The sequence below is a fragment of the Rhizomonospora bruguierae genome (assembly GCF_018397995.1).
Taxonomy (GTDB): domain Bacteria; phylum Actinomycetota; class Actinomycetes; order Mycobacteriales; family Micromonosporaceae; genus Rhizomonospora; species Rhizomonospora bruguierae.
Genome location: NZ_BBQH01000022.1, coordinates 1 through 16,196, shown reverse-complemented (window position 1 = coordinate 16,196; position 16,196 = coordinate 1). Strand labels below are relative to the sequence as shown.

General features: G+C 71.5%; 15 protein-coding genes. 7 read left to right on the top strand and 8 right to left on the bottom strand.

The window, feature by feature from the left end; translation table 11 throughout:
• Positions 1 to 16 precede the first annotated feature (16 nt).
• The 4 genes from KJS59_RS12715 (at position 17) to KJS59_RS12700 (ending at position 4,523) form a co-directional block, all read left to right on the top strand.
• Entirely contained in the window at positions 17 to 766 is a 750-nt protein-coding gene (locus KJS59_RS12715; protein WP_213453061.1) for an HAD family hydrolase, read from the top strand.
• Positions 763 to 3,129: a glycoside hydrolase family 65 protein gene (locus KJS59_RS12710; RefSeq protein WP_213453060.1), complete on the top strand. Its 2,367-nt coding sequence runs from the start codon at positions 763 to 765 to the stop codon at positions 3,127 to 3,129. Before KJS59_RS12715 ends, KJS59_RS12710 begins: the two co-directional genes overlap by 4 nt.
• Positions 3,130 to 3,216: 87 nt before the next feature.
• Positions 3,217 to 3,927: a methyltransferase domain-containing protein gene (locus tag KJS59_RS12705; RefSeq protein WP_213453059.1), complete on the top strand. Its 711-nt coding sequence runs from the start codon at positions 3,217 to 3,219 to the stop codon at positions 3,925 to 3,927.
• A gap of 95 nt (positions 3,928 to 4,022) precedes the next feature.
• Positions 4,023 to 4,523: a DUF456 domain-containing protein gene (locus tag KJS59_RS12700; protein ID WP_213453058.1), complete on the top strand. Its 501-nt coding sequence runs from the start codon at positions 4,023 to 4,025 to the stop codon at positions 4,521 to 4,523.
• A 44-nt stretch (positions 4,524 to 4,567) separates the two neighbouring features.
• Here the strand turns inward: KJS59_RS12700 and KJS59_RS12695 are convergent, their stop codons facing one another.
• The 3 genes from KJS59_RS12695 to KJS59_RS12685 all read right to left on the bottom strand — a co-directional run bounded on the left by KJS59_RS12695 (position 4,568) and on the right by KJS59_RS12685 (position 6,963).
• Positions 4,568 to 5,635, bottom strand: a complete 1,068-nt coding sequence (locus KJS59_RS12695) for an NADH:flavin oxidoreductase/NADH oxidase (RefSeq protein ID WP_213453057.1) — start codon at positions 5,633 to 5,635, stop codon at positions 4,568 to 4,570.
• A 295-nt stretch (positions 5,636 to 5,930) separates the two neighbouring features.
• A complete protein-coding gene (locus KJS59_RS12690; protein ID WP_213453056.1) occupies positions 5,931 to 6,416 on the bottom strand; it encodes a hypothetical protein in 486 nt (161 codons plus the stop codon).
• Positions 6,417 to 6,633: 217 nt separating this feature from the next.
• Complete coding sequence (locus KJS59_RS12685; protein ID WP_213453055.1) at positions 6,634 to 6,963, bottom strand: hypothetical protein; 330 nt, start codon at positions 6,961 to 6,963, stop codon at positions 6,634 to 6,636.
• 853 nt (positions 6,964 to 7,816) lie between these two features.
• Here KJS59_RS12685 and KJS59_RS12680 point away from each other — a divergent pair.
• The 3 genes from KJS59_RS12680 to KJS59_RS12670 are packed head-to-tail and all read left to right on the top strand — an operon-like array spanning position 7,817 to position 10,821.
• A complete protein-coding gene (locus tag KJS59_RS12680; protein ID WP_213453054.1) occupies positions 7,817 to 9,436 on the top strand; it encodes a glycoside hydrolase family 10 protein in 1,620 nt (539 codons plus the stop codon).
• A gap of 49 nt (positions 9,437 to 9,485) precedes the next feature.
• Positions 9,486 to 10,130: a sigma factor-like helix-turn-helix DNA-binding protein gene (locus KJS59_RS12675; protein ID WP_213453053.1), complete on the top strand. Its 645-nt coding sequence runs from the start codon at positions 9,486 to 9,488 to the stop codon at positions 10,128 to 10,130.
• Positions 10,131 to 10,146: 16 nt separating this feature from the next.
• The gene (locus KJS59_RS12670) at positions 10,147 to 10,821 is read left to right on the top strand and encodes a class I SAM-dependent methyltransferase (RefSeq protein ID WP_249714079.1); all 675 of its coding nucleotides are present in this window, start codon (positions 10,147 to 10,149) and stop codon (positions 10,819 to 10,821) included.
• Between the two features lie 13 nt (positions 10,822 to 10,834).
• Here KJS59_RS12670 and KJS59_RS12665 read toward each other — a convergent pair whose 3' ends face one another.
• From KJS59_RS12665 to KJS59_RS12645, 5 genes are all read right to left on the bottom strand, one after another.
• Complete coding sequence (locus KJS59_RS12665; RefSeq protein WP_213453052.1) at positions 10,835 to 11,803, bottom strand: aldo/keto reductase; 969 nt, start codon at positions 11,801 to 11,803, stop codon at positions 10,835 to 10,837.
• Between the two features lie 46 nt (positions 11,804 to 11,849).
• Entirely contained in the window at positions 11,850 to 14,147 is a 2,298-nt protein-coding gene (secA2, locus tag KJS59_RS12660; RefSeq protein WP_213453051.1) for an accessory Sec system translocase SecA2, read from the bottom strand.
• A 166-nt stretch (positions 14,148 to 14,313) separates the two neighbouring features.
• Complete coding sequence (locus tag KJS59_RS12655) at positions 14,314 to 14,592, bottom strand: DUF6510 family protein (RefSeq protein WP_213453169.1); 279 nt, start codon at positions 14,590 to 14,592, stop codon at positions 14,314 to 14,316.
• Positions 14,593 to 14,608: 16 nt separating this feature from the next.
• Positions 14,609 to 15,373, bottom strand: coding sequence for a ferredoxin reductase (locus tag KJS59_RS12650; RefSeq protein ID WP_213453050.1), 765 nt, complete (start codon positions 15,371 to 15,373; stop codon positions 14,609 to 14,611).
• Positions 15,343 to 15,945, bottom strand: coding sequence for a molybdopterin-dependent oxidoreductase (locus KJS59_RS12645; protein ID WP_213453049.1), 603 nt, complete (start codon positions 15,943 to 15,945; stop codon positions 15,343 to 15,345). The genes KJS59_RS12650 and KJS59_RS12645 overlap by 31 nt, the downstream gene beginning before the upstream one ends.
• Positions 15,946 to 16,196: the final 251 nt, after the last annotated feature.

Sequence of the window (16,196 nt, the reverse complement as noted above, 5' to 3'; positions counted from 1 at the left end):
CGGTTAGATTGCACTCATGCTCGGTCTGCCTCCCGGCGTGACCGCCTGCCTGTTCGACATGGACGGCGTGCTCACGCAGACCGCAATTGTGCACAACGCAGCGTGGACGGAAACGTTCGATGCGTACCTGCGCAAGCGGTCCGAAGACACCAACGAACCATTCCGCCCCTTCGACCCCGTCCGTGATTACCACGATTACGTGGACGGCCGGGCCCGGGCCGACGGGGTGCGCACCTTCCTCGCGTCCCGGGGGATCACCCTGCCCGAGGGGTCGCCGGACGACCCGCCCGAGGCGGACACCGTCAACGGCCTGGGCAACCGCAAGAACGTGATCGTGGTGCGCCGGATCCGCGAGGAGGGGGTGCAGGTGTTCGACGGATCGGTCGCGTATCTTCGTGCGGCGACCGCCGCCGGCCTGTCCTGCGCGGTCGTCTCGGCCAGCGCCAACACCCCGGACGTGCTGCGGGTGACCGGCCTGGACCAGTTGATCACCACGCGGGTGGACGGGATCGTCGCCCGCGAGCTGAAATTACCGGGCAAGCCGGCGCCCGACACGTTCCTGGAGGGCGCCCGGCGGCTCGGGGTGCGACCCGAGCAGGCGGCCGTCTTCGAGGACGCCCAGTCGGGGGTCGCCGCCGGCCGGGCCGGCAACTTCGGCTACGTGATCGGCGTGGACCGGGTGGGCCAGGCCGAGGAGCTGAAGAGGCACGGCGCCGACATTGTTGTAAACGACTTATCGGAATTGTTGGACGGGGTGCGAGAGTGATTCGCGAGCGGGCCTACCCGGTCGAGCCGTGGACGGTGCGGGAGACCCGCCTGGACCTGGACGTGCTGGCCCAGTCTGAGTCGGTGTTCGCGCTGTCGAACGGGCACATCGGCCTGCGCGGCAACCTGGACGAGGGCGAGCCGCACGGGCTTCCCGGCAGCTACCTGAACTCCTTCTACGAGCTGCGCCCGCTGCCCTACGCCGAGGCGGGCTACGGGTATCCGGAATCCGGGCAGACGGTCGTCAACGTGACCAACGGCAAGCTGATCCGGCTGATGGTCGACGACGAGCCGTTCGACGTGCGGTACGGCGAGCTGCTCTCCCACGAGCGGGTGCTGGACCTGCGCGCCGGCGTGCTGGAACGCACCGTGGAGTGGGTGTCGCCGGCCGGCAAGGGCGTGCGGGTGCGCTCCACCCGGCTGGTGTCGTTCACCCAACGCTCCATCGCGGCGATCTGCTACGAGGTGGAGCCGCTGGACGACACCGCGCGGCTGATCGTGCAGTCGGAACTCGTGGCCAACGAGCAGCTGCCGGCGCAGTCCAAGGACCCGCGGGTGGCGGCCGTGCTGGAGGCGCCGCTACAGGCCGAGGAGCACCTGGCCAACGGCTCGTCCGGGCTGCTGATCCACCAGACCAAGGCGAGCCGGCTCAGAATGGCCGCGGCGATGGACCACATCGTCGACGGCCCGAAGAAGACCGCGATCAGCACGGAGGCGTTCCCGGACTGGGTGCGCACCACCGTGGCCTGCGTGCTCCAGCCGGGCGAGAAGCTGCGGGTGGTGAAGCTGCTGGCGTACGGGTGGTCCAGCCGCCGCTCGCTGCCGGCCCTGCGGGACCAGGTCAGCGCCGCCCTGGCGAGCGCCAAGTTCGCCGAGTGGGAGGGGCTGTGCACCGCGCAGCGCCGGTTCCTGGACACCTTCTGGGACGGCGCGGACGTGCGGGTCGAGGGCGACTCGGAGGTGCAGCAGGCGGTCCGGTTCGGCCTGTTCCACGTGCTCCAGGCCGGCGCCCGGGCGGAGCAGCGCCCGATCCCGGCCAAGGGGCTCACCGGCCCCGGCTACGACGGCCACGTGTTCTGGGACACCGAGTCGTTCGTGCTGCCGGTGCTGACCTACACCGAGCCGGCCGCCGCCGCGCAGGCGCTGCGCTGGCGGCACGCCACCCTCGACCTGGCCGTCGAGCGGGCCAGCCAGCTCGGCCTCGGCGGCGCCGCCTTCCCCTGGCGCACCATCCGCGGCCAGGAGTGCTCGGGGTACTGGCCGGCCGGCACGGCGGCGTTCCACATCGGCGCCGACATCGCCGACGCGGTGCTGCGCTACATCAACGCCACCGGCGACGAGGGGTTCGAACGCGAGTTCGGCCTGGAACTGCTGGTGCAGACGGCGCGGCTGTGGCGCTCGCTGGGCCACCACGACCGGCACGGCGCGTTCCACGTCGACGGCGTGACCGGCCCGGACGAGTACACCTCGGTGATCCGGGACAACGTGTACACGAACCTGATGGCGCAGCGGAACCTCAACGCCGCCGCCGACGCGGTCGCCCGCCACCCGGACGTGGCGCACAAGCTCGGCGTCGACGAGGAGGAGGCGGCCACCTGGCGGGACGCCGCGGCGGCCATGCACATCCCGTACGACCCGGAGCTGGGCGTGCACCAGCAGTCCGAGGGGTTCACCCGGCTCCAGGAGTGGAACTTCGAGGACACGCCGACGGACAAGTACCCGCTGCTGCTGCACTACCCGTACTTCGACCTGTACCGCAAGCAGGTGGTGAAGCAGCCGGACCTGGTCCTGGCGATGCACTGGCGGGGCGACGCGTTCACGCCGGAGCAGAAGGCGCGCAACTTCGCGTACTACGAGCCGCGTACGGTCCGGGATTCGTCGCTGTCGGCGTGCACCCAGGCGGTGATCGCCGCCGAGGTGGGCCAGCTCGAACTGGCCCACGACTACCTGGGCGAGGCCGCCCTGATGGACCTGCACAACCTGAAGAAGAACACCCGGGACGGCATCCACCTGGCGTCGCTGGCCGGCGCCTGGATCTCGCTGGTCGCCGGGATCGGCGGGATGCGGGACCACAACGGCGAGTTGTCGTTCGCGCCGCGGCTGCCCAGCCGGCTGAACCGGCTGGAGTTCTCGCTGCTGTGGCGGGGGATGCGGCTGCACGTGGACGTGCGGCCGGAGCACGCCACCTACTCGATCCGCAACGGCGAGCAGACGGTCGAGCTGAGGCACCACGGCCAGCCGGTGAAGCTGAACGGGGACCAGTCGGTGACGCTGGAGATCCCGCGGCTGAGCCCGGCCGGTCCGGCGCCACACCAGCCGCCGGGTCGATCGCCGATCCGCCGCAAGACGGACGAGGAAGGCTGACCGCAAGGGGGTCCCGGGAGGGGCCCCCTTCGTCGTCCGGGCGGTCGCCACCGGTTAGGCGGCGCCCGCCGCGGGTAGCCACGGCCCATGTTTGTCGAGGCACCCTCACAGCAGCGGCTGGGCCGGATCGACCGGCACCTCGGCGCGGCGTTCGCGGACGCGAAGAAGCACGACGACCGCCTGCGCCCGCTGGCGGTGGACGCCCGGTTCGACGGCGGCGTGGCACACCTGACCGGCGCCGTCGCTGACCCCGGTGAGCTGCGCCTGGTCCGCGACCTGGTGGGCCGGCTGGACGGGGTGTTCGCGGTCTGGTCGCGGGTGCACGTGGGTGGCCGGGCGCCGGTCCTGCTGGATGTGGGCTGCGGCCAGACCAAGCAGTACCCGGAGGCCATCGGGCTGGACATGCGGGCCTGCGAGGCGGTGGACGTGCGGGCGAACCTCTCGCTGGGTCTGCCGATGGCCAGCCGCTCGGTGGACGCGGTGTTCGCCGTGCACGTCCTGGAGCACCTGATCGACTTCCTGGCGCTGGTCGACGAGTGCCACCGCGTGCTGCGCCCGGGTGGCGTGCTGCACGTGGTCAGCCCGTGGTGGCGGTACGTCAACGCGGTGGCCGACCCGACCCACGTGCGGCTGCTGGACGTGCAGACGATCAAGGGGATCTGCCAGCGCCCGGACGCGCCGCGCTGGTACCCGCTGCACGCCGGCTGCGACGCGGCCACGATCTTCGGGGACCTGATGGCGATCGGCCCCGACGACCCCGGCCCGGACGAGGCCCACCTCGCCCGGTTCTTCGACTGACCGCGGAGCCGACCGCGCGACTGACCGCTGAGCGACCGCACGGACGGCCGCGACGCGCCCGGCGGGCCGTGCCCGGATGCGGCACAGTGGATCCCGTGAACCTCTCGGACACCAATGGGCTGATCACGCTGCTGGCCGGCCTGGCGATCCTGGTCGGGATCTTCGGCGTGGTGGTGCCCGTGCTGCCGGGTCTGGCGCTGTGCTGGGCCGGCGTGCTGCTCTGGGCGATCTTCGCGGACGGCGGCTGGGCGAAGTGGCTGATCTTCGGGGTGGCGACCGCGATCGCCGTGCTCGGCACGGTCGTCAAGTACGTCTGGCCGGGGCGCAACCTCAAGCGCAGCGGGGTGCCGAACCGGTCGCTGCTGGCCGGCGGGCTGCTGGGCCTGGTGGGCTTCTTCGTGGTGCCCGTGGTGGGGCTGGTGCTGGGCTTCGTGCTCGGCGTCTACCTGGCCGAACGGCTGCGCCTGGCGGACTCGCGGCAGGCGTGGCCGTCAACGAAGCACGCGCTGAAGGCGGCCGGCCTGTCGATGCTCATCGAACTCGCCGCCGGCTTCTCGATCGGCGTCACCTGGCTGATCGGCCTGGCCGTCACCTGACCCACCACCCCGCCGCTGCCCCCGCCCCGAGCGCCCGCGTGGGATTAGTCGACCGCTCGCAGGTACTGCGACGGCCACCGCACGTCCGCGTTGAGTTCGGCGGCGGCGTGCAGCGGCCAGTACGGGTCGCGGAGCATCTCCCGGGCGAGCAGGACCAGGTCCGCCCGGCCGGCGACGATGATCTCCTCCGCCTGGCGGGGCGCGGTGATGATCCCCACCGCCCCGGTCGGCACGTCCGCCTCGCGGCGGATCCGCTCGGCGAGCGGCACCTGGTAGCCGGGGCCGACCGGGATCGCCGCCCGGGGCACCGCACCGCCGGACGAGGCGTCGATCAGGTCCACCCCCAGGGCGGCCAACTCGCCGGCGAGCACCACGCTGTCCTCGGCGGTCCAGCCGCCCTCGGTCCAGTCGGTGGCGGAGACCCGGGTCAGCACCGGCACCGACTCACCGACCGCGGCACGCACCGCGCGGGCCACCTCGAGGGTCAGCCGCATCCGGCCGGCCCGGTCGCCCCCGTACCCGTCGCCACGCCGGTTGGTCAGCGGCGAGAGGAACTCGTGCAGCAGGTACCCGTGCGCGGCGTGGATCTCCACGGCGGCGAAGCCCGCGTCGAGGGCCCGGGCCGCGCCGGCGGCGAACGCCTCCACGACACGGGCGATCCCGGCGGCGTCCAGCGCCCGAGGGGTGCGGTACTCGGGGGTGAACGGCTGATTGGTCGGGCCGACCGGGGTCCAGCCGCCCTCGGTGTCGGGGACGCCGCCGCGCCCGGGTGCCCACGGCCGGTAGGTGGACGCCTTGAACCCGGCGTGCGCCAGTTGCAGCGCCGGCACCGCGCCCTGGGCGGCGACGAACCCGGTGATCGGCCGCCACGCGTCCACGTGTGCGGCGGACCAGATTCCGGTGTCCTGCGGGCTGATCCGCCCCTCCGGCACCACCGCCGTGGCCTCGGCGACCACCAGGCCGGCCCCGCCGACCGCCCGGGAGCCGAGGTGGACCAGGTGCCATTGGTTGGGCCGCCCGTCCTCGGCGCTGTACTGGCACATCGGAGAGACGGCGATCCGGTTGCGCAACGTGATGCCGCGCAGCGGCAGCGGAGAGAACAGCTTGCTCACGTTCACCAGACCCTACGCCCGGCGCCCGGGCGGGATCGCGGCGGGCGGCCGGGCAGGCCGCCGCACGCCCCCGATTGGGGGAGGTCGGGTGGCGGGGTAGGGATGAAGCTCCGGTAGGACGAGGTCTTCTCGCCGATCCGGCGTCGCGTCCGTACCTACCTCGGCGGCGAGACGCTGCGCGATGTGGCCGCCGACCTGAGTCTCAGCGGGACCAACGCCTCCAAACCACGCAAACGAGTCGCGAACACGCTCGCGCGATTCCTCGGGCAGCTAGTCGCGCAGCGCACCTGCGACATCAAGACGAGCAGCAACAATCGACGGCAATACCGCACCGACAATCGCTGTGGTGACAGCCGCCAGGAATGCCCACACTACGGCGTTCCAAGGCAGGCCGGGTGACTGGATAGCGCTCTCGGCGCTGATGGAACGAGGCAGCCGTGGGATCGCCGAGAGCCGCTGCGTCAAGAACAGACGAGATGTACTGACGTCCGCCGTCATCCGTCCAGCGAGTGAACATGTCCTTTGTCCGTACGGTCTGCGCCTGGGCGATCGCCGCCTCGGCCGCCGTCGCATCGCTCGTGCGGTTCTTGACCCACTCCGACAGCCAGGCACAGAACCAGTAGTTCTCGGCTAGCGACTGGCCATAGCCCGGCTCGTATACGTTGTCGCGCATGACGCCCTTGTTGTCGACCTGAGGAGGAGCCTCCGGCGCCTTCACTGGCCACGTGTAAGACTTCGGCAGAGTCAGTGCCTGCTCGGCCGCCGTGAATTCGGCCTGCATCTGAGCCGGCGAATGCGCCGTAGCAGCCGGCGGCGCCGAGCCTCTGGCCGAAGCCTCACTGCTGGAGCTGGAAGCGGGAGAGCAACCCGCTGTCACCAGGAGCGCCCACGCGCAGACCAAGGTGAAGCGCCTATGAAATGGGCAATTCTCGTCCTCCTGCGACCTTAGCCATCGATGGACGCGCTGGCCCGTCCATCGATGGCACCTGTCGTCATCGTCAATACTGGAGACTACCGTTCCAACTCTGGTCGCCCGTATACCCGTAATAGCAGCAAACGCTGATGCGGAACGGGTAGTTGGTGGAGATGTTGCTGATCAGGGTTTTCCGCCCCTCGTCGTAGACCCTATCGAGGGTGTCGTAGATCCAATGGGCGCTGCCACTCAGAACGGTCCCATTCTGATTGAGCAGCCGCATGTTGAGTTCCTCGCCATAGCTCGCGTACCTGAGCATCCCGTTCCTCGCCGCAGTGAAGTATACCGTCGAACCAGTGGTATAACGGACAGTGGTGTAGTTGTACCAACTGGTGCTGGAAGTCGTGCCACTCACAGCGATAGTGTCGGCGAAGGATGCAGATGGGCTAGCGAAGACGCCAACCGCTGCGAGGATTCCGACAGCGAGCCACGACCACATTCCGACGCCTATGCGGTACCATCGTCCCTCCCGTTCTAGTTGTGGCATGGACCGTCTCGTTCAGATTCGGACCGAGCCGGTATATTCCCCACCGTCAAGGGCGGCTGCTGACTTCCAGCCCGTGGTGCGAGACGAGGGACCGCAGCTGCTTCATGACGAGCCGAACAGTCTTAGCGGACCCTAGCCGAAGACATGCAAGATTGTCTACATGAAGTTACCGCAATAGGGTATGAGTGCTCTTACTGGCACAACGTGGGAAGTCCGTCCATAACGGAGGGATCTGGATGTGGGCGTGGAGCCCTTGGTCGTACGGCAGCCGTACTTTGAGACCTGATCATGGTGCTGCGGGGCAGGGTGTCGGTATAGCGTGAGGCGGAGTGTCGGCTTACGTGATGCCACTACCTCTGATGACAGCGACTCAGGCTCAGCGGGACTGGCAGGGATGGGCATGCGGACGATCGTGGTCACGTCCTGCTCTGCCTTGAGGATCTTGGACAGAAGTGAGGCGCGAGCGTTGGACACGCCGTACCCGTCGTCGCGCATCACGTCCGCAAGGTTGTCCCGCGACAGCGACCGGCGAACCAAAGCTTGACCTAAACGAACATGGACAGCGCCGGCCACCCGGCAAACACCTTGCCGATCGGGTCCGCGCCGCCTACCGTGACTGATCGTGATGGGTGGTCAACCGGGAGGGCCGCCGACCTTATCTGATCGTTAAGTCGGTGCCGCTTTTGTTCCCGCCGGACGGTTCTGTGGGCAAACTGGTGCGGTGCCCGCCCGTAGTCGTTCCCGCCGCCCGGCCGCCGCCGCGCTCGCCGTGATCCTGGCGGCCGTGCTAGCGGCGGTGGTCGGCGTGTGGGCGCTGTGGGCACACGGCCCCGCGCGGGAGACCTCGGGAGCCCGCACCGAGGCGGCGTTCGGCGCCGCGCCCGGGCAGGCGGCCGGCACCTGCGCCGGGCGGCCGGTCACCGCGCCCCGCGAACTGCGCGGGATGTGGATCACCACGGTCAACAACATCGACTGGCCGAGCCGGCCCGGGCTGCCCGTCGAGCAGGTCAAGGCCGAATACCGGGGCTGGCTGGACCTGGCGCGCGAGCGCAACCTCAACGCGGTGTTCGTGCACGTGCGGCCCAGCGGCGACGCGCTCTGGCCGTCGCAGCGGGCCCCCTGGTCGGAGTGGCTGACCGGCAGCCGGGACGGCCGTGACCCGGGCTGGGACCCCATGGCGTGGATGGTCGCCGAAACGCACGCCCGGAACCTGGAGTTCCACGCCTGGTTCAACCCGTACCGGGGCGGCCAGCCCGGGCCGGCCGGTCCGGGCGGCGACCTCGCCAAGCTCGCGCCCAACCACCCGCTGCGCGCGCACCCGGAGTGGGCGGTGATCTACCCGAAGGCAGGCACCACGGGGAGCCGGCCCTACTACAACCCCGGCATCCCGGCCGCCCGCCGCTTCGTCGAGGACGCCATGCTGGAGGCCGTCGAGCGGTACGACATCGACGGCGTCCACTTCGACGACTTCTTCTACCCGTACCCCGTCGCCGGGCAGGACTTCCCGGACGCGGCGGCGTTCACCCGGTACGGCAAGGGGTTCACCAGCCGGGCGGCGTGGCGGCGGGAGAACGTCAACACCCTGGTACGCGAGATGAACGAGCGGATCAAGGCGGTGAAGCCGTGGGTGAAGTTCGGCATCAGCCCGTTCGGTATCTGGCGCAACCGCGGCACCGACCCGGCCGGCTCGGCCAGTTCGGGGCTGCAGAGCTACGACGCGATCTACGCCGACACCCGGCGCTGGGTACGCGAACAGTGGCTGGACTACGTGGTGCCGCAGCTGTACTGGCAGATCGGCTTCGCCAAGGCGGACTACGCGAAGATGCTGCCCTGGTGGGCCGCGCTGGTGAAGGGGACCCGCGTGCAGCTGTACATCGGCCAGGCGGACTACCGGATCGGCGAGGCGGGCGCATGGCGCGACCCGGCGCAGTTGGAGCGGCAGTTGACGCTGAACCGCCGGTACGGGGTGGCGGGAAGCGTGCACTTCAGCGCGAAGCAGGTGCGCGCCGACCGGCTCGGCGCGGTCAGCCGGTACGCGGCGAAGCACTACTCCGGGCCGGCGCTGCCGCCGGTCATGGCGCACCTGCCGACAAACGAACCGGCGACTCCCCGGGTGGCCGGGGGCGCCACGCTCACCTGGCAACCGGCGACGGATGCCACCTCCTACGCGGTGTACCGGGTCGAGGGGGCGATGGCGCGGCTGGTCGACACCACCCGGGCCACCTCCTGGCGGGATCCGGCCCCGACGGCCGGCGCCACCACGTACTGCGTCGCCGGCCTGGACCGCGGCGCGAACGAGGGCGGGATGAGCGAACCGATTTCTGTACTGGCCAGCCGGTAGCCCGCGGCTTCTGGTCGATGCGGGCACGAGCGCGGTAAGGGGTTACGGGATGGGCGTACACGACCGACTGCTCGACGGCCTGGGCGTCTCCTACCTGCCGTCGCCCACCGGGGCGGGCGCGATGAGCCTGCCGGGGGCGGGCAGCGCCCGGTCCACCGGCGGCACCTTCGCGCGCCGCGCCGACGCGGCTGCCCCGGCCGACTTCCTGGCCCGCGGCGCGGGCGGCGGCACCACCGGTCAGGGTCGGCACGCGGGCGGCGGCACCACCGGTCAGGGCCGGCACCGGGTCGAGCCCGACGCGGACGCGGTACCGCTGATGGCGTTCGCGCTCCGGCTGACCGAGGGCGACCAGGAGCGGGCCGAACTGATCGTGGCCGAGACCCTGGCCCACGCGGTGGACCACGCGCCGCCACCCGGCCCACGCCGGCGCCCGTGGCTGATCGCCATCGCCCGCCGGTTCGCCGCCGACGGAAGCTGGCCCGAGCGGGAGACCGTGGAGCGGGTACTGGCCCGGATGGGCGTCGCCGGCGCGCTGGAGATCCTCAGCCGCCCGCACCGGGAAATCCTGGTGGAGACGTACTTCCGGGGCCGGAGCGTGGCCGAGGCGGCCGAGGCGCTGGACCTGCCCGTGGTCACCGCGCAGACCCGGTTGGCGTACGCGCTGCGCGCCCTGCGGAACGCGTCCACCGGCTGACCGGCACACTGGTCGGGTGTCCGACCTTCCAGTGCCGTCGCCCGAAGCCGACCTCGGCGGCGCGGCGTTCATCCGCGCGCACACCGACCTCGCGCCCGCGCCGTTCGTCCCCGGGGTGCTGCTGCACCAGGCGGACGAGCCGATCGGGCTGTGGGAACTGACCGAGAGCGAGTACTCCAGCGACCGGCCCCCGCCGTTCTGGGCGTTCGCCTGGGCGGGTGGGCAGGCCCTGGCCCGGTACCTGCTGGAGCACCCGGAGGCGGTGCGCGGGCGGACCGTGCTCGACCTGGCCGCCGGCTCCGGGGTGGTCGGCATCGCGGCGCTGAAGGCCGGCGCCGCGCGGGTGCGGGCCGTCGAGGTGGACTCGACCGCCGTGGCCGCCATCGAACTCAACGCCGCCGCGAACGGCGTCGCCGTGGACGCCGAACTCGGCGACATCCTGGCCGGCGAATCAGGCGGCGTGGACGTGGTGCTCGCCGGGGACGTCTTCTACAGCAAGGCCATGTCGGACCGGATGCTCGCCTTCCTGCGCCGCGCCGCGCGCCACGGCGCCCGGGTGCTGGTGGGCGACCCGGAGCGCGCCTACCTGCCCCGCAAGTTCTTCACGCCGCTCACCCGGTACGACGTGCCGGTCCCGCACGCCCTGGAAAGCGTGACCGTCAAGCACACCACGGTGTGGGAGTTGGCCTGACACGCCGCGCGGGTCAGAAGCCGGCCACCGGGTGGGGGGTGTAGGGGGACTCCAGGCGGTCGATCTCCTCCGGCGTCAGTCGCAGGTCGAGCGCCGCCAGCGTGTCGTCCAGATGCTCCGGCTTGGTGAAGCCGACGATCGGGGCGGTGACGACCGGCTTGCTGAGCACCCAGGCGAGCGCGACCCGGGCGCGGGCCACGCCGCGCTCCTCCGCGATCTTCGCGACCGTGTCCACGATCAGGCGGTCGTCCTGCGGGTACAGGCGGCGGCCGAAGGCGTCCGTCTCGCTGCGGGCGGTCGTGGCGTCCCAGTCGCGGGTGAGGCGCCCCCGGGCCAGCGGGCTCCACGGGATGACGCCGATGCCCTGGTCCGCGCAGAGGGGCAGCATCTCCCGCTCCTCCTCGCGGTTGAGCAGGTTGTAGTGGTTCTGCATGGAGACGAAGCGGGTCCAGCCGTGCATCCGCGCGGTGTAGAGCGCCTTGGCGAACTGCCACGCGTACATCGAGGACGCTCCGATGTACCGGGCCTTGCCGGCCCTCACCACGTCGTGCAGGGCCTCGAGCGTCTCCTCGATCGGCACGGTCGGGTCCCAGCGGTGGATCTGGTACAGGTCCACGTAGTCGGTGCCGAGCCGGCGGAGACTGTTGTCGATCTCCGCGAGGATCGCCTTGCGGGACAGGCCCTGGCCGTTGGGGCCCTCGTGCATCTGGCCGTTCACCTTGGTGGCGATGACCACCTCGTCGCGCCGGGCGTACTCCCGCAGCGCCGCGCCGGTGATCTCCTCGCTGCTGCCGGCGGAGTACACGTTGGCGGTGTCGAAGAAGTTGATGCCGGCCTCGACGGCCCGCCGGATGAGCGGGCGGGCCCGGTCGGCGCCGAGGCTCCACGCCTGGTTGCCGCGCTCGGGCTCGCCGAAGCTCATACAGCCGACGCAGACGCGCGAGACGTCCAGACCGGTGTTGCCGAGTTTCACGTACTCCACGGTGGTCACCTCCAGTGCGGCCCGCCCCGTCAGCGGCCCTCGGTCGTCAGCGGCCCTCGGTCGTCAGCCGCTTGCCGACGGCCGCGATCAGCCGGTCCAGTTCGGAGCCGAACGGGTTGTCGTGGACCAGGTACGTCCAGGTGGCACTGGGCCGGATCAGCTTGGCCTCCTCCGGCGTCCAGTCCTCCAGCTCCTCGATCTCCTCGACGGTCGCCAGGGTACGCGCCTCGATCTCGGGGACGAGCTTGCGGAAGGCCGGCACGGCGGCCCGGTGGAACTCGTCGAGCGGGTCCAGCCGGCCTAGCGCGCGCAGGTGCACGCCCTCGCGCACCTCGGACATCTCGGCCAGGTGCTCGGCCCAGAGCCGGTCCAGGTGGTAGAGCGCGATCGAGCGGCCGGCCTGGTTGACCGTCTCCTCGTCGATCTCGTTCATCTCGTCCGGGTAGGTGGCGCGCAGCAGGTCACCGGCGACGTCGGTGGTGAGCAGCCGCTCCCGGCGCTCGGCCAGGGCCACCCGCTGCTGCTCGATGACCACGCTGTACCGCCACGTGTTGCGGTGGATCTCGTGGTTGACGCCCTCCGCGACCCGCTGCGCGTGCTCCACCGCCCAGTCCACCTGCTCGTCCTCGACCAGGCCGTCCTCCAGCCGCATCTTCGGCGAGGCCGGCACCGCGTCGGCGGCGTGCCGGGCGACGAGGTTATCCTCCAGGGCCACGAAGAAGACCGAGCCGCCCGGGTCGCCCTGGCGGCCGGCGCGGCCGCGCAACTGGTCGTCCACCCGGCGGCTGTCGTGCCGGCCGGCGCCGACGACGAGCAGGCCGCCCAGCTCCGCGACGCGCTCCCGGTCGGCCTGATCGCTGCCGCCGAGGCGGATGTCCACGCCCCGGCCGGCCATCTGGGTGGAGACCGTCACCGCGCCGTGGTTGCCGGCCTCGGCGATGATCGCCGCCTCCTCCTCGTCGTTCTTCGCGTTGAGCACCACGCACGGGACGCCGGCCGCCTCCAGGCCCAGCGCCAGCGACTCGGACTCCTTCACGTCGAGCGTGCCGATCAGCACCGGCCGGCCGGCGGCGTGGTGCTTGGCGATCTCGGCGATCATCGCCTCTTCCTTTTCGGCCCGGCTCACGTAGATCCGGTCCGGCTCGTCCGCCCGGACGTTGGGCGTGTTCGGCGGGATCACCGCCACCTCGAGCTTGAAGAACTCGCGCAGCTGGTCGCCGACGTGCACCGCGGTCGCGGTCATCCCGCAGACCGTCCGGTACCGGCCGATGAACGCCTGGACGGTGATGGTGTTCAGCACCTCGCCCTCGGCGGTGGCGTCCAGACCCTCCTTGGCCTCGACGGCCGCCTGGAGCCCGTCCGGCCAGCGGCGGCGCTGGGCGACCCGGCCGCGCATCTCGTCGACCAGTTCGACGGCGCCGTTGCGGACGATGTAGTCCACGTCCCGGTGCAGCAGCGCGTGCGCGTGCAGCGCCACGTTCACCGCGGACAGCTGCTCGGTGTTCTCGTCCGCGTACAGGTTGACTCCGCCCAGCCGGTGCTCGACCGTGGCGAGCCCGCGGGCGGTGAGCTGGACGCTGCGCCCGTCCTCCGCGACCTGGTAATCCCGCTTCGGCCGCAGGCCCTTGACCAGCGTGGCGGCGGCGTGCACCGGGTCCTGGTCGCCGGGGACGGCGCCGGCCAGCACCATCGGCACCCGCGCCTCGTCGATCAGGATCGAGTCGGCCTCGTCGACGATCGCGGTGCTCAGCGCCGGCTGGACCCGGTCCTCGATGTCGGTGACGAGCTGGTCCCGCAGGTAGTCGAAGCCGGCCTCGCTGACCGAGGCGTAGGTGACGTCGCAGGCGTAGGCGGCGCGGCGCTCCTCGGGCGTGGAGGACTCGTTGACCCAGCCCACGGTGAGCCCGAGGCGGGTGTAGAGCGGCTCCATCCACTGGGCGTCGCGGCGGGCCAGGTAGTCGTTGATGGTGAGCACGTGCACGGGCCCGTTGCCCTGCTGCACGTGGCCGTAGGCGGCGACGGCGGCGGTGAGGGTCTTGCCCTCGCCGGTGGCCATCTCGGCCACCTTGCCGGCCAGCAGCGACATCGCACCGAGCAGCTGCACGTCGAACGGGCGCTCGCCCAGCGCGCGGCTGGCGGCCTCCCGCCCGACGGCGCAGATCTCGACGAAGTCCTTCGCGCCGCCCGCGACCTCGACCAGTTCCTCGTCGGTCAGGTCGGCCAGATCCGATCCGCGGTCCTCGATCTGTGGCAGCAGCTTCCTCAGCGGTGCCAGATCGACGGTCGTGCCCGGCCGCTGGAGGAAGCGGCGGAACCTGTTCTTCACCCGTTGCGAGACGCCCACGGCGAGCAACGCTACTTGCCCACCCCGGTATCCGTCTAAACCCTCCCACGATTTCTCCCGCGACCGCCCACTCGATTCAACCGTTTTTCGCGCAGTTGTCCGATCTTCTCGGCGGGGACCGCGGCGGGCCGCCGGGCGGCTGGCAGTGGGATCGCGCCGTCTCCGCTCAGGCGGGCAGTGGGATCGCCAGGGTGAGCATTCCGCGCAGGTCCAGGTACGCCCGGTCGGGCGTCCGGACCAGACGCAGCATCACCTCTTCGCAGCCCGGGCAGCGCGCCACCAGCCCGGGCGCGTGCGGGTACACCCGCAGCATCGCCACCGGGCCGGCCAGCCCGCAGGACGCGCACCGCCCGGTCGCCACCGTCACGTCCACCGCGAACAGTTCGGCGAGCGGGCCGGCCAGGTCGTTGCCGTCCAGGTAGTCGTCGATCCGCTCACCGGTCATCCTGCCTCCGGTCACCTCAACCTCCGGTCGGTCCGAACCGCTCGGTGCGCACCCGGGCCGGGTCGTGGCCGAGCGCGACGAGGGTGTCCGCCACCGTCTCCACGAACCCGGTCGGCCCGCAGACGTAGCACAGTGGCGCGAGCTCGGGCGGCCAGCCGGCGGTGTTCAGGGCCGCCACCCCGACCCGGCGCGGCGGCTCGGGCCAGTTCCGCGGCGCCCGCCGGGTGTACACGTACGCGACGTCCAGCCCCGAGTCGTCCCGGGCCCGGGTGCGCAACTCGTCGGCGTAGTACCCGTCCTCCGGCGAACGGACCGAGTAGATCAGCCGGAACGGCACCCGGCTGCCGCCCGCCTTGCGGGCCCGGATCATCGCCATCAGCGGCACGATCCCGGAGCCGCCGCCGACCAGCAGCACCGGGTCGGGCTCCGCCGGCCGCCAGACGAACCAGCCGCCCACCGGGCCGCGGATCTCCACCGGGTCGCCGACGCGGTAGACCCCCGTGAGGTACTCCGAGACCTCGCCCTCCGGTACCCGCTGCACGGTCAACTCGAGGCGGCCGCCGTCCGCCGCGTTGGCGATCGAGTAGCTGCGCTGCGCGGTGTACCCGTCCTCCGCCGTCAGCCGCACGTCGACGTGCTGCCCGGCCTGGTGGCCCGGCCAGTCCGGCACGTCGAGCACCAGGGTGCGCGCGCTGGGCGTCTCGTCCCGCGCCGCCACCAGCCGGCCGACCCGCCAGGCCAGCCGGCCACTCAGTCGCCCTGGTACCGCTGCTCGCGCCACGGGTCACCGTAGTCGTGGTAGCCGGCCGTCTCCCAGAAGCCGGGCCGGTCCCGGACCAGCAACCGGATGCCCCGCACCCACTTCGCGGACTTCCACAGGTACAGGTGCGGGACCAGTAACCGCGCCGGCCCGCCGTGCTCGGGCACGAGATCCCGCCCGTCGTACCGGAACGCGATCCACGCCCGCCCGTCCAGCAGGTCCGCCAGGGGCAGATTCGTCGTGTACCCGCCGTAGGAGGAGACCAGCGCGTACTCCGCCGCCGTCTCGACGCCGCCGAGCAGGGCGTCCAGCGACACGCCCTCCCACGCGGTGGCCAGCTTGGACCACTTGGTGACGCAGTGCAGGTCCACCACGGGACTCTCGGTGGGCAGCGACATCAGCTCCGACCATGTCCACCGGTACTGCTGGTCCGTCTCGGTGGTGACCAGGAGTTCCCAGCGGTCCAGCGGCACGCGCGGGGTCGGACCGGCGGACAGCACCGGAAAGTCCTCGGTCAGGTACTGCCCGGGTGGCAGTTCGGTGGCACCCGCCGGGCGGCGCCGGCCGCGGAACCCGGGCGAGACGATTCCCATGCCCCGTTTCGTACCACGCGCACCGGACCGGAAACGTGCGCGGACGGGCTGAACCGAGCCAGCGGGTGACATGGTGCTCGGGGCTCCGCCACGGTCGGCTAACGCGCCGCCGTGGTCCGCGCGACGTGCATCAGAAACTCCACATTGGTGCGGGTCTCCTTCAACTGCGCCAGCAACTGCTCCATCGCCGCCGCGGGCCCGAGCGGCTGGAGCGCCCGGCGCAACCGGCGCAGGATCGCCGCCTCCTCGGG

Bases quoted from the DNA above. Each gene is read 5' to 3' on its own strand.
- KJS59_RS12675 (WP_213453053.1), top strand. From the start codon at position 9,486: ATGGGCGTACACGACCGACTGCTCGACGGCCTGGGCGTCTCCTACCTG.
- KJS59_RS12690 (WP_213453056.1), bottom strand. From the start codon at position 6,416: ATGCAGGCCGAATTCACGGCGGCCGAGCAGGCACTGACTCTGCCGAAG.
- KJS59_RS12705 (WP_213453059.1), top strand. From the start codon at position 3,217: ATGTTTGTCGAGGCACCCTCACAGCAGCGGCTGGGCCGGATCGACCGG.
- KJS59_RS12715 (WP_213453061.1), top strand. From the start codon at position 17: ATGCTCGGTCTGCCTCCCGGCGTGACCGCCTGCCTGTTCGACATGGAC.
- KJS59_RS12645 (WP_213453049.1), bottom strand. From the start codon at position 15,945: ATGGGAATCGTCTCGCCCGGGTTCCGCGGCCGGCGCCGCCCGGCGGGT.
- KJS59_RS12655 (WP_213453169.1), bottom strand. From the start codon at position 14,592: ATGACCGGTGAGCGGATCGACGACTACCTGGACGGCAACGACCTGGCC.